The following is a 12,980-nucleotide window of genomic DNA, read 5'->3' as shown; positions in this document are numbered from 1 at the left end:
CGGGCACAGCTTCCGCTTGCGGCATCAATGAATGGGGAGGACCGATGATCAAGGCCACCGTCCGGCGGCAGGTGACCGTTCCGCTGCGGTTTTCCGACGGGTACGCCACCACCGCGCAGGTGATGACCTTCGACTCGCTCGCGGACGGGCGGGAGCACCTGCTGCTCGGTCTCGGTGACTGGCGGCGGGCGCTGACCAAGTCCGCCGCGGGTGGCCGGGCACCGCTGGTCCGCCCGCACAGCGAGTGCCTGACCGGTGACGTGTTCGGCAGCCAGCGCTGCGACTGCGGCCCGCAGTTGCGCGAGGCCGCCGAGCGGATCACCGAGCAGGGCGGCTTCCTGCTCTACCTGCGCCAGGAGGGCCGCGGCATCGGGCTGTACGCGAAGCTGGACGCGTACGCGCTGCAGGACGACGGCATGGACACCTACCAGGCGAACGTGGCGCTGGGCCGGGGCGAGGACGAGCGGGACTACACCGCCGCGGCGCAGATGCTGCTGGCCGTCGGCGCGGACCGGATCCGGCTGCTGAGCAACAACCCGGACAAGGCGCGGCAGCTGGCGACGCTCGGCGTCGAGGTGACCCAGCGGGTGCCCACCGGGGTGCACGTGTCGGCGGCCAACGTCCGCTACTTGCGGACCAAGGCGTCGCACACCTCGCACACCATCGAACTGCCCCTGGCAGAGTGACGCTTGGGTCCGGCTAGCGGCATTTCCGGCACGATGGCATCGTGACCGAGGTGAACATACCGGAGGCGGGCGATCTGGACGCCATGCTGGCCGCGGTCGACCAGCTGCCGTTCATCGTCGCGGTCTTCGAGGGTGACGAGCTGCGGCTGGCCGGTTGGAACGCGGCCACCCGGGCGGTGGTACCGGGTCGGGACGCCATCGGCCGGCCGATCGAGGAGGTGCTGTCCGACCTGGTCGGGCAGCAGTTCGTGGACGCGTACCACGAGGTCTACCGCACCGGTGAGCCGATCGCCGGGCGGCAGTGGCGGGCGCACCTGGACCAGCCGGACGGCTCGGTGCACGAGATGTTCGCGACGTTCACCATCGTGCCCTGGCGGGACCCGGATGGGTCGGTGCGCGGGGTGATCGGCGCCGCGTTCGACGTGACCGAGCTGGCCCGGACCCGGCAGGCCGCCGAGACCGAGGCGTCCCAGCTGCGCCGGCGCTACGAGCAGAGCCGCGACGTGATCACCGAGTTGCAGCGGGAGCTGCTGCCGGCCGGGCTGCCGGTGCTGCCCGGGCTCCAGCTGGCGGCCAGCTATCTGCTCGCCGACGCGGAGACCGCCGCCGGTGGGGACTGGTTCGACGCGGTACCGCGCGCCGACGGCCTGGTCGCCCTGCTGGTCGGCGACGTGGTCGGGCACGGGATCACCGCGTCCGGGGCGATGGGGCAGCTGCGAGCGGTGCTCCAGGAACGGCTGGACTCCGGCGCGTCGATCGGCGAGGCGCTCGCGGCGGCCGACCGGTTCGCCGGCCGGATCCGGGCCGCCCACGCCACCACTGTCTGCCTGGCGCTGCTCGACCCGGTCAGCGGCGAACTCACCTACTGCACCGCCGGTCACCCGCCGCCACTGGTGATCTCGGCGGCCGGCCGGAGCCGGTTCCTGCCGCCCACCGGTGGCTCGCCGCTCGGGACCGGCGGGGTGTTCCCGGTGCGGCAGGACCGGCTGGCGCTCGGCGACCTGCTGCTGCTCTACAGCGACGGGATCGTGGAGCGGCCGCTGGGCGGCGCCTCGTCCATCGCCGACCTGACCCGGGTGGCCACCGACGCGGCGGTCGGCCGGGCGCTGCACGACCCCGGGGCGACCGCCGCGGAACGGGTCTGCGGGCAGACCATCGAGCTGCTGGTGCGGACCGGCGGGCACGCCGACGACATCACCCTGCTGGCGGCGCAGCGGGTCGAGGTCGTACCGGAACTGGTTGTCGATCTGCCGGCGGACCCGGCGGCCCTGCGCGGCACGCGAGCCGAGCTCGGCGCCTGGCTGAGCGCGCTGGGCGCGGCCGAGCACGACGCCTTCGTGCTGCAGCACGCGCTCGGCGAGCTGACCACCAACGCCATCGAGCACGCGGGCAGCACGGACAAGATCAGGGTACGGGCGGTGCTCACCGCCGCGGGCCGCGTCGAGGCGACCGTCACCGACTACGGCGGGTGGCGCGCGCCGGAACGGCAGCCGATCCGCGGCCGGGGCCTGGCGCTGACCGCGCAGCTGGTGGAGAGCCTGCGGGTGGAACCGGGCGAGCACGGGACGGTGGCCACCGTGCGGCACCCGCTGAACCGGCCGGCCCGGTTGCTGGCCCGCTTCGGCGACGCCCCGGGCACCGCCTCGCTGCCGGCCGAGATGTCGATCACCGAGCTGCCCGGGGACGACGAGGCCCGGGTGCGGGTGGACGGGCCGATGGACGCCGAGTCGGCGGTGCTGGCGCGCCAGGATCTGCTGCGGCGCAGCCGGGGCGGGACGGTGCCGATGACCGTGGACCTGACCGGGGTGACCCACCTGGCCAGTGCCGGGGTGGCGGCGCTGTTCCAGATCGCCGAGCGTCACCACGAGCAGAAGGCGCCGTTGACGCTGATCGCGGCGCCGGGCAGCCCCGCCCGCCAGATCCTCGACCTGGTCGGCCTGCCGGCCAGCCCGTGACGCCTGGCCGGGCCTTCGACGCCGCTTGCCGCCATCCCCTCACTCCGGCCGGCCTCCTCCACGGGCGTCCCGTCACTCTCCCGGGTTATCCACAGGGCTGGGCAGAATGTCGGTCCGGCTCTCTACTATCGCGGGGTGACTTCGGCTCCCCCCGTTCCCGTGTCCAGTGCCACCGACGCGCTCAACCGCATCTTCGGTTACCCCGAGTTCCGCGGGCAGCAGCGCGAGATCGTCGAGCACGTGATCGACGGTGGCGACGCCCTCGTCCTGATGCCCACCGGCGGCGGCAAGTCGCTGTGCTACCAGATTCCGGCGCTGGTCCGGCCGGGCACCGGCGTGGTGATCTCGCCGCTGATCGCCCTGATGCAGGACCAGGTCGACGCGCTGCGCACCCTCGGCGTCCGGGCGAACTTCCTGAATTCGACCCAGGACCTCGACGAGCGCCGCCTGGTCGAGGCCGAGTTCGTCGCCGGTGAGCTCGACCTGCTCTACGTGGCGCCCGAGGGCCTCGGCACGCCGGGCGTGCAGCGGCTGCTCGACCGGGGCAAGATCTCGCTGTTCGCCATCGACGAGGCGCACTGCGTGTCGCAGTGGGGTCACGACTTCCGGCCCGACTATCTGGCCCTGTCGATGCTGCACGAGCGCTGGCCGGACGTGCCGCGGATCGCGCTGACCGCCACCGCGACCACCGCCACCCGCGACGAGATCGCGTCCCGGCTGCGACTCACCGAGGCGCGGCACTTCACCGCCAGCTTCGACCGGCCCAACATCCAGTATCGGATCGTTCCGAAAAACGAGCCGAAACGGCAGCTGCTCGACCTGCTGCGCACCGAGCACCCGGGCGACGCCGGGATCGTCTACTGCCTGTCCCGGGCGTCGGTGGACAAACACGCCGAGTTCCTCACCCAGAACGGGATTCCCGCGCTGCCCTATCACGCCGGCCTCGACCCGCGGACCCGGGCGCGCAACCAGGCCCGTTTCCTGCGCGAGGAGGGCCTGGTGATGGTCGCGACGATCGCCTTCGGGATGGGCATCGACAAGCCGGACGTGCGGTTCGTGGCCCACCTGGACCTGCCGAAATCCGTGGAGGGCTACTACCAGGAGACCGGGCGGGCCGGCCGCGACGGGCTCCCGTCGACGGCCTGGCTGGCGTACGGGCTGCAGGACGTGGTGCAGCAGCGCAAGATGATCGACAGCTCGGAGGGTGATCTCGCGTTCCGCCGCAACGCGGCCCGGCATCTGGAGGCGATGCTCGCCCTGTGCGAGACGGTTTCCTGTCGCCGGGGGCAGCTGCTGGCGTATTTCGATCAGGAGGCGCCGGCCGCGTCGTGCGGCAACTGCGACACCTGTCTGACCCCGCCGGAGTCCTGGGACGGCACGGTCGCCGCGCAGAAACTGCTGTCCACCGTCTTCCGGCTGAAGAAGGAGCGGAACCAGAAGTTCGGCGCCGGCCAGGCCATCGACATCCTGCTGGGCAAGCGCACCGACAAGGTCGTCCAGTTCCGCCACGACCAGCTCTCGGTCTTCGGCATCGGCACCGAGCTGCGCGACACCGAGTGGCGCGGCGTGGTCCGCCAGTTGCTGGCCGGCGGTTACCTGGCCGTCGAGGGCGAGTACAGCACCCTGGTTCTCACCGAGCGCAGCACCACCATCCTGCGCGGCGAGGCCACCGTCATGATGCGCCGCGAGATCCCGGCCCAGCGCCTGCGCGCCGGCTCCCGCGGTTCGTCCTCGTCCTCGTCGTCCCGGGCCGCCGCGGTGGCCCCGGCCGACTTCCCCGCCGAGGCCGAGCCCCTCTTCGAACGCCTGCGTGCCTGGCGCGCCGCCACCGCCAAGGAGCAGAGCGTCCCGCCCTACGTCATCTTCCACGACAAGACCCTGCGAGCCATCGCCGTCCTGTCCCCCACCACCCTCGACCAGCTGGGCACCGTCAGCGGCGTCGGCCAGAGCAAACTGACCAAGTTCGGCGACGACGTCCTGTCGGTGATCCGCGGCGACGACCCGGCCGAGGCCGGCGCCTCGGCCGCCGACGCCGCGAGTGACTCCCCCGGCTCGCTCTCCTACGCCCGCGACGACGACCAGCCGGCCGACGACCTGTTCCCGCCGCCCGAGGAGCCTTACGACTACTACGACGGCCCGGAGGAGTAGCCCGGCCGAGCACGCGCGTCGGCTCGGCCGAAGGGCCGGTCGACGCGGGCCACACGCCCGTGCCGTGCCACACGCCCAGGCCGGGCCATACGCAGGCGCACGCCGCACGCCCGGGCACGCTGCACGCAGGCGCGCGGGCGGGCCGAGACCACGGGCCGGACCGCATGCACGAGCCGGACCGCACGCCCAGGCCGGGCCACACGCCCGGGCCGGACCGCACGCATGCACGCCGCCGCCCATGCACGCAGGCGCGCGTGCGGGCCGCACGCACGGGCAGGCCGCACAGACCGGCCGCACGCCCAGACCCGCCCGGATCCGCCGCACGCCCAGACCCGCCCGGATCCGCCGCACGCTCAGACCGCTCGGATCCGCCGCACCTGCGGACTGCCTGGCCCCGCGGGCACGGACCGCACACCGGCCGGCGGCGGCTGGGCCGTGCGGCGCGGGCGGTCTGAGGGCGCGGGCCTCCTGTGGGCAGCCACGGGACTGGGCTGGCGTGGGTGGGGCATGCGGCGTGGAGCGGTCTGGGGGCGCGCGGCCTCGCGTGGGCGGCCACGGGACCGGGCTGGTGCGGGTGGGGCGGTGCTCCGGGCGTACCGGAAAGCGGTTCCTGTCAGGAGGCGACCACGTTGATCATCCAGGGGACGCCGAAGCGGTCGGTCAGCTGGCCGAACTCGTCGCCCCACATCTGTTTCTCGAAGGGGACGTTGATGGTGGCGCCCTCGGCGAGTTTGTCCCAGAACTGGCGCAGGTTGTCGCCGGCATCGCCGGAGATGCTGACCGTGCTGGTGGTGCCGGGGTTGAACGGCATGCCGGGCGGGGTGTCGGAGGCCATCAGGGTGTAGCCCTGCGGCGTCTCCAGCATCGCGTGCATCACCTTGTCCTTGATCGACTCGTCGGGGGCGCCGAACTCGCCGAACGTGCTGACCCGCAGCTCACCGCCGAAGATCCGCTGGTAGGCCTCCATGGCCTCGCGGGCGTTGCCGTCGAAGGACAGGTACGGGTTGAGGCGTGACGCCATCACAGGCTCCTTTGCGTAGAAGTTGCCGTCGAACGCTGTCACCCCGGACGCTAGACCGACCCCCCGACATTTTTCGACGGATCGACGCAGCCCTAACCCGGACGAGACCAGGGAGGCCGGATGGCCCACGACGAGACGATCCACGACGAGGCGACCTTCGACGAGGCCACCCAGCACGAGGTGACCCAGCACGAGGCGACCTTCGACGAGGCGACCGAGCAACGCATGGCGGCCATCGCCGCGAACTGGGACGAGCGCACCCCCATCCACCTGAACAGCCGGTTCTACGACGTGGCGCACCGCGCCCCGGAGAGCTGGTTCGCCGACTACGAGTGGGACGACCTCGGCGACCTGACCGATGCCGACGTGCTGCACCTGCAGTGTCACCTGGGCACCGAGACCGCCGCGTTCGCCAGGCGCGGGGCCCGCTCGGTGGTCGGGCTGGACCTCTCCGAGGCGGCGATCCGGGAGGCCCGCCGGCTGGCCGCCGCGTCCGATGTCGACGTCGAGTACGTGCGGGCCAACGTGTACGACGCCCGGGAGGCGCTGGACGGGCGCACGTTCGACGTGGTCTACACCGGCAAGGGCGCGCTCTGCTACCTGCCCGACCTGGACCGCTGGGCGAGGACGGTGGCCGCGCTGCTCAAGCCGGGCGGCCGGGTGTACGTCGTGGAGTTCCACCCGGTGCTGCGCTCGCTCGGCCTGGTCCCGCGCGGCGAGGACGACCGGGCGCTGGTGCTGCGCAACGACTATCTGGAGGGACGGGGCGCCATCGAGCTGGACGCCACGTACACCTACACCGACGGGCCGCCGCTGACCGCCGCGACGACCAGTTACGAGTGGGAGCACGGGCTCGGGGAGATCGTTTCGGCGCTGGTGGGTGCCGGGATCGGCGTACGCAAGATGCGCGAAAGCGATCGGATCCCCTGGCCGCGCTGGCCGCACATGGTCCCGGCCGGCGACGGTTTCTGGCGGCTGCCGGACGACCAGCCACGCCTGCCCCTCTTCTTCGCCCTGCTGGGCGCGAAGGCCCGATAAGAAACGAGCGGGTCCGGAAGGAAGCAAGCAGGCCCGGAAGGAAAAGGGATCTCACCCGCCTGGTGGGTGCCAAAACGCGGGTGAGATCCCTTTCGAAGAGCGGCCCCGCTTCCGCCGCGTATGGTCGCGGGGCCGCCCGGTCTTGATCAGCGGTGGTCGGAACCCTCCGACTCGACCGCCGCCCGCCCGGCCTCCAGCCGCGCGATCGGTACCCGGAACGGCGAGCAGGACACGTAGTCCAGCCCCACCTCGTGGAAGAAGTGCACCGAGTCCGGGTCACCGCCGTGCTCGCCGCACACCCCGAGCTTGAGTCCCGGCCGGGTGGCCCGGCCCTCCTCGGCGGCGATCCGGACGAGTCGGCCGACGCCCTCGGTGTCGATCGACTCGAACGGGCTGATCCCGAAGATGCCGAGCTCCAGGTAGCGCCAGAAGAACGCGCCCTCCACGTCGTCGCGGGAGAAGCCCCAGCCCATCTGGGTCAGGTCGTTGGTGCCGAAGGAGAAGAACTCGGCCGCCTCGGCGATCTGCCCGGCGGTCAGCGCCGCCCGCGGTACCTCGATCATCGTGCCGATCAGCACCTCGACGCCGGAGTCCCCGATCACGTCGGCGATGATCTTCTCGGCCTCGGCGCGGACCGTCTCCAGCTCCTGCACCGCGCCGACCAGCGGCACCATGATCTCCGGCCGCGGGTTGCCGCCCTCCGCGGCGAGCGCCACGGCGGCCTCCGCGATGGCCCGGACCTGCATGGCGAAGAGTCCGGGAATGACCAGGCCGAGCCGGACTCCGCGCAGGCCCAGCATCGGGTTCTGCTCGTGCATCCGGCGGACCGCGGCGAGCATCTGCTCGTCGTGCTCGACCCGCTGGCCGTGCTCGTGCGCGACGGCGACCTTGACCGCGAGCTCCTCCAGGGACGGCAGGAACTCGTGCAGCGGCGGGTCGATCAGCCGGACGGTGACCGGCAGCCCGTTCATCTCCCGGAAGATCTCCAGGAAGTCGGCCCGCTGCAACGGCTGCAGGGCGGCCAGCGCGTCCTCCCGTTCCGCGTCGGTGCGCGCCAGGATCAGCCGTTCGACCAGCTCGCGGCGGTCGCCGAGGAACATGTGCTCGGTACGGCAGAGCCCGATCCCCTGGGCACCGAACCGGCGGGCCCGGGCCGCGTCGGCGCCGGTGTCCGCGTTGGTCCGCACGCTGAGCCGGCGTTTCTCGTCGGCGTGCGTGATGATCCGGTGCACCGCCGCCACCAGCGGGTCGTTGGCCTGTGCCGGGTCCAGGTCGCCCTCGAAGTACTGCACCACCTCGCTGGGCCGCACCGGCACCTCGCCGAGGTAGACCCGGCCGGTGGTGCCGTCGATCGAGATGACGTCGCCCTCGTCGACCCGCTGTGCGCCGACCGTGAAGTAGTCCGGCCCGACCTCCATCTCGTCGGCGCCGCAGACACACGTCTTGCCCATGCCGCGCGCCACCACCGCGGCGTGTGACGTCTTGCCGCCGCGGCTGGTCAGGATCCCGTTGGCCGCGATCATGCCGGGCAGGTCGTCCGGGTTGGTCTCCCGCCGGACCAGGATCGCCGCCTTGCCCGAGGCGGCGACCTCGGTGGCCCGCTTCGAGGTGAAGACCACCTCGCCGTAGGCCGCGCCGGGGGACGCGCCGATGCCGCGGGTCAGCGGCGCGGGATCGCCGCTGAGGTCGAAGCGCGGGAACATCAGCTGGCCGAGCTGGCTGCCGGTGACCCGGGTGAGCGCCTCGTCCAGGTCGATGACGCCCTCGTCGACCAGCTGCGCGGCGATGGTGAAGGCGGCCGCCGCGGTCCGCTTGCCGACCCGGGTCTGCAGCATCCACAGCTTGCCGCGCTCGATGGTGAACTCGATGTCGCACAGGTCGCGGTAGTGGCCCTCCAGGGTGGCCATGATCCGCATCAGCTCGTCGTAGCTGCGCTTGTCCAGTTTCTCCAGCTCGGCCAGCGCGAGCGTGTTGCGGATGCCGGCCACCACGTCCTCGCCCTGCGCGTTGGCCAGGTAGTCGCCGTAGACGCCCTGCTCGCCGCTGGCCGGGTCGCGGGTGAACGCCACGCCGGTGCCGGAGTCGGTGCCGAGGTTGCCGAAGACCATGGCGACCACGTTGACAGCGGTGCCCAGGTCGGCCGGGATCCGCTCCTGCCGCCGGTACAACACCGCGCGGTCCGCGTTCCACGACCGGAAGACGGCCGCCACGGCCAGATCCATCTGCTCGCGCGGATCCTGCGGGAAGTCATGCCCGGTGTGTTTCACAAAGACCTTTTTGTACGCCGTGACCAGCGCCTTCAGATCGTCAGCGTCCAGCTGGACGTCGTCCTTGACACCCTTGGCCGCCTTCGCCTCGTGCAGCGCGTCCTCGAACTCGTCGCCCGGCACGTCGCACACGGTCTTGCCGAACATCTGGATCAGCCGCCGGTAGGAGTCCCAGGCGAACCGGTCGTTCCCGCCGGCCTGCCGGGAGAGCCCGGCCACCGACGCGTCGTTGAGCCCGACGTTGAGAACGGTCTCCATCATGCCGGGCATCGAGAACTTGGCGCCGGAGCGCACCGACACCAGCAGCGGGTCGTCCGGGTCACCGAGCCGCCGCCCCATCTTCCGCTCCAGCGCGGCCAGGTGCTCGTCGATCTCGGCGGCCAGCCCGGGCACGTGCGTACCGTGGCGCAGGAACTCCTGGCAGGCCTCGGTGGTGATGGTGAAACCGGGCGGCACCGGCAGGCCGAGGTTCGTCATCTCCGCGAGATTGGCGCCCTTGCCACCCAGCAGGTCTTTGAGGTCCTTGTTGCCCTCATGGAAGTCGTAGACGAACTTCATGCCGCACCCACCTCCACCTAAGAATCCGCGGCCGAATACGTTCGTGCCCCGAGATTCGTAAGGCTAAGCACGTCTACGGCGAATAGTTAACAGTCGCGTGGACTTTTCCACACCCCTGCGAAGGTCCCTGATCAGATCACGCTCTCTCCGCGCAGTTACGAGCATCGAGCACCCACCGGGTACCGTTTCGGTAATGGAGGGTCTGCGCCGGCGTTGCGAACGGCGGCTGCGTGGCATCCGCGTCCCGCACCCCTTCGACCTCGACCTTTTCAGCGCTGAAGTGGCGGCGCGGCGCGGCCGCCCGCTGCATCGGCGGCCGCTGTCCGGGCTGGGCACCGGCGCGCCCTGCGGACTGTGGCTGGCGCTGCCCTCGGCCGACCACGTCTTCTACGATCCGGGCACCACCCCGCTGCACGCCGAGCACATCGTGCTGCACGAGATCGCGCACATCCTCTGTGACCACTCGGCCGGCCCGGCGTTCGCGCACCTCTTCCCGGATCTGGACCCGGAGCTGGTGGTCCGGGCGCTGGGCCGCAGCGGGCACACCACCGCCGACGAGCGGGAGGCCGAGATGCTGGCCTCGATGATCAGGACGGCCGCCATGCCGGAGCGCGACGATCCGCTCGGCCGGTTCGCCGGCGCCCTGGGCGCACACCCGTTGTGACAGCGGGCAGCGCACTCGCCGCCGTTCTCTGGCTGGGGGTGCTGGCCCGGTTGCCGGCGATCCGGCAGAACCGGCGGCAGCGGCTGCTCTGGGGCAGCCTGCTGGCCGGCGCGCTGGCGGTCACCGCGGCGCTGCCGGCGCTGGACGCCGGGCGGGACGTGCCGGTGCCGGCGCATCTGTTCGGGGTGCTCTCCGCGTACCTGCTGCTGCGACTGATCTCGCTGGTCACCGGGTCGGGGCGGGCGTCCCGGCAGCGGGCGCTGACCGCGGCGGTGCTGGTCTTCCTGGGGCTCGCCGGGTGGCATGGGATGCCGGCCAGCCCGGACCGGCTCACCGCCGGGGTGACCCCGCTGCAGACGGCGTACTGGGTGGTGTTCGAGGGCTATCTGACGCTGGTGCTGCTGCTGGCCGGCTGGGCGTGCGCGACGGTCCGGCGGGCCGCGCCGGCCGGGGCACTGCGCGACGGGCTGCTCGCGATGGGCGCCGGCAGCCTGCTGCTGGCCGGGTACTCCGTCGGCACCCTGGTGCTGGTGCTGGGCCGGGGCTGCGGGGTGCGGGTGGACTTCGGGACCTGGGAGGTGTACCCGGACGCGCTGCGCGCCGCCGGGGTGGTGCTGTTCGTGGCCGGTGGCACCGCTCCACCGATGGCACGGCTGCGGGCGACGTTCGACGCGTACCGGTCACTGGCGGTCCTGCGGCCGTTGTGGAACGCGATCCGGCAGGCGTTCCCCCAGGTGGTGCTGATGCCCCCGGCCCGGTCGGCGCTGACCTTCCCGGGCTCGGCAGGTGCCCGGCTGCGGGTGTACCGCCGGGTGATCGAGATCCGGGACGGCATGCTGGCGCTGCGCGAGCACCTGCCGGCCGGCCCGGCCGCGCCACCCGGGGAGGACCCGGCGGTGACCGAGGCCCGGGCGTTGATCGAGGCGCTGCGCCGGCGGGCGCTCGGCGAACCACCGGCCGAGCCGGACGGTTCCTGGGCGGCGGTCGGCCCCGAGATGGCCGACGAGGTGGCCTGGCTGTCCCGGGTGAGCACGGCGTACCGCGAACTCAGCCGGCCGGCGGGTGCTCGGACTCCCAGACCTGCCGGATCGCCTCGCTGATCGTGGCCCGGCCCCGCGGCGACACGTCGGCGGCCCGCAACGCGATCTCGGTGACCCCGGCGGCGCGCAGGCTGCGCAGCAGCTCCAGCTGGGCGTCGACCCGCTCGGCCAGCTCGTCGTCGAGGAAGTAGGCGACCGGGACGCCGAAATAGGTGGCCAGGGCGGTCAGGTGCTGCACCGTCGGGTTGTCGCGGCGGCCGGTGCGCAGCTGCCAGATGTAGGTGTGCGAGATCGGGACACCCTGTCCGTCCCGGATCGCCTCGGCGACGGCCATGTGGCTGGGCTCCGCACCGCCCGTGGTGCGGAAGAGCCGGTCCAGCTTCCCCGCGATCGAGAAGACCCCCCCTGCAGCGGCCACTCCGCACCACCCCCCACCGGTGACTCTCCCAGATGGACGCCATGAGCAGCAACGACGCCCTGTGCGGGCGGGCTGATGCACATCCCCCGATGCCGGCGCCCATAAACTGAGGTTGATGAGCCAGGCATGAGCCTAGGCGACGGTTGAGCGCTGCTCAAGGTTCGCCGCGAGGAAGTGCCCGGGAGAGGGAAAAGTTTCACCGGAGTGTCCGATGGTGGCACCAAGTTTCGCCACCGCGCCCGGCGGCGGGCACAATAAGGGCGCCGCTGCGAATTCCACGGGGGAAGAACTCGCAACGGCGCACCGCGAACATTAGACCAAGCGCGTCCGCCTGTCTATCCCACCCGCTGGACGACTGATCCGACCAGCTTGCGCCAGTCCGCCTCGAAGCCGGGCGCGGTCACCGACTTGTTCAGCTGGTAGATCGCGTAGGTGTCGACGAGCACCACGTTACGGGTGGTCAGCACGGCCACCGCGGTGTCCGCGGTGCCGGGGTGGGCCGCCTCGTACTTCTTGTGCCGGATCAGCACGAACCCGGACCAGCCGCCCTCGTCGAGCTCCTGCACGTCGACCGTCTCGGCATAGGCCGGCTCCGACTTGCCGGTGGTCGCCGTGGCCGGCACCGAGACGGTGGGCGGGCAGCCGTCGGCGACAGCGCGCAGCAGCGCCTGCCCGGCCTGCGCCGCTTTCTGATCCGGATAGACCAGGGCGAGCTGCTCCAGGGTCTGCGCGCCGGTCTCGCCCTCGTCGGCGAGCGACGAGGACACCGGGTCGGCGCCGGGCGGCAGCGCCGGCGGGGTGCTGGCGCCGCCGCAGAAACTCACCATCTGCTGCGGGTCGGCGCTGGTCTCCGGCGCACTCCAGGTCGGGCCGACGTCGGCCGCCTGCAGGAACGCGCCCCGCATGGTGGTCACCTCGATCCGGCCGGCGTCCGGCGCTTCGTCGTCCGAGCTGCAGCCGGCCACCGCGACCAGGGCGAAGGCGGCGGCGACGGCGACCCGGAGCGGTCTGGCGGTCACGAGCATCCGGCCATAGTGACAGACCGCGGCCGCCCCGCGAAAAGCCTGTCCACAGCTTCGACACGGCGTGACGCCACGCCCACCGAGGGCTGCCGGGTTTTCCACAGAGCGCGAGACGACCATCGCGCGCCGCAGCGATCACCGATAGCGTGGCGGTAGGCGTCAG

The 12,980-nt window shown here is 72.2% G+C and carries 10 protein-coding genes; 6 read left to right on the top strand and 4 right to left on the bottom strand.

What is annotated here, in order from left to right; translation table 11 throughout:
• Positions 1-44: 44 nt before the first annotated feature.
• From Actob_RS13020 to recQ, 3 genes are all read left to right on the top strand, one after another.
• Positions 45-686, top strand: a complete 642-nt coding sequence (locus Actob_RS13020) for a GTP cyclohydrolase II (protein ID WP_284920414.1) — start codon at positions 45-47, stop codon at positions 684-686.
• Between the two features lie 41 nt (positions 687-727).
• Positions 728-2,641: a SpoIIE family protein phosphatase gene (locus Actob_RS13015; protein ID WP_284920413.1), complete on the top strand. Its 1,914-nt coding sequence runs from the start codon at positions 728-730 to the stop codon at positions 2,639-2,641.
• 135 nt (positions 2,642-2,776) lie between these two features.
• On the top strand, positions 2,777-4,789 hold the full coding sequence (gene recQ / locus Actob_RS13010) for a DNA helicase RecQ (protein WP_284920412.1): 2,013 nt from the start codon (positions 2,777-2,779) through the stop codon (positions 4,787-4,789).
• Positions 4,790-5,402: 613 nt separating this feature from the next.
• Here the strand turns inward: recQ and Actob_RS13005 are convergent.
• Positions 5,403-5,810 carry a VOC family protein gene (locus tag Actob_RS13005; RefSeq protein WP_284920411.1) on the bottom strand — a complete coding sequence of 136 codons (408 nt, stop codon included), beginning with the start codon at positions 5,808-5,810 and terminating at the stop codon, positions 5,403-5,405.
• 120 nt (positions 5,811-5,930) lie between these two features.
• On the opposite strand from Actob_RS13005, the gene Actob_RS13000 reads away from it, so the two are divergent.
• Complete coding sequence (locus Actob_RS13000) at positions 5,931-6,848, top strand: class I SAM-dependent methyltransferase (RefSeq protein ID WP_284920410.1); 918 nt, start codon at positions 5,931-5,933, stop codon at positions 6,846-6,848.
• A 146-nt stretch (positions 6,849-6,994) separates the two neighbouring features.
• On the opposite strand, the gene ppdK is transcribed toward Actob_RS13000, so the two are convergent.
• Complete coding sequence (gene ppdK / locus Actob_RS12995) at positions 6,995-9,673, bottom strand: pyruvate, phosphate dikinase (protein ID WP_284920408.1); 2,679 nt, start codon at positions 9,671-9,673, stop codon at positions 6,995-6,997.
• 193 nt (positions 9,674-9,866) lie between these two features.
• Here ppdK and Actob_RS12990 point away from each other — a divergent pair, with 193 nt between their 5' ends.
• Together Actob_RS12990 and Actob_RS12985 are read left to right on the top strand one after the other, a co-directional pair.
• Positions 9,867-10,337 carry a hypothetical protein gene (locus Actob_RS12990; RefSeq protein WP_284920407.1) on the top strand — a complete coding sequence of 157 codons (471 nt, stop codon included), beginning with the start codon at positions 9,867-9,869 and terminating at the stop codon, positions 10,335-10,337.
• Complete coding sequence (locus tag Actob_RS12985; protein WP_284920406.1) at positions 10,334-11,437, top strand: MAB_1171c family putative transporter; 1,104 nt, start codon at positions 10,334-10,336, stop codon at positions 11,435-11,437. Before Actob_RS12990 ends, Actob_RS12985 begins: the two co-directional genes overlap by 4 nt.
• Here Actob_RS12985 and Actob_RS12980 read toward each other — a convergent pair.
• On the bottom strand, positions 11,385-11,795 hold the full coding sequence (locus Actob_RS12980) for a helix-turn-helix domain-containing protein (RefSeq protein WP_284920405.1): 411 nt from the start codon (positions 11,793-11,795) through the stop codon (positions 11,385-11,387). The genes Actob_RS12985 and Actob_RS12980 overlap by 53 nt on opposite strands.
• Positions 11,796-12,130: 335 nt before the next feature.
• On the bottom strand, positions 12,131-12,820 hold the full coding sequence (locus tag Actob_RS12975; RefSeq protein WP_284920404.1) for a hypothetical protein: 690 nt from the start codon (positions 12,818-12,820) through the stop codon (positions 12,131-12,133).
• Between the last annotated feature and the right edge of the window lie 160 nt (positions 12,821-12,980).

Source organism: Actinoplanes oblitus, assembly GCF_030252345.1.
GTDB classification, from domain to species: domain Bacteria; phylum Actinomycetota; class Actinomycetes; order Mycobacteriales; family Micromonosporaceae; genus Actinoplanes; species Actinoplanes oblitus.
This window is presented reverse-complemented; position numbering and strand designations above follow the sequence as displayed.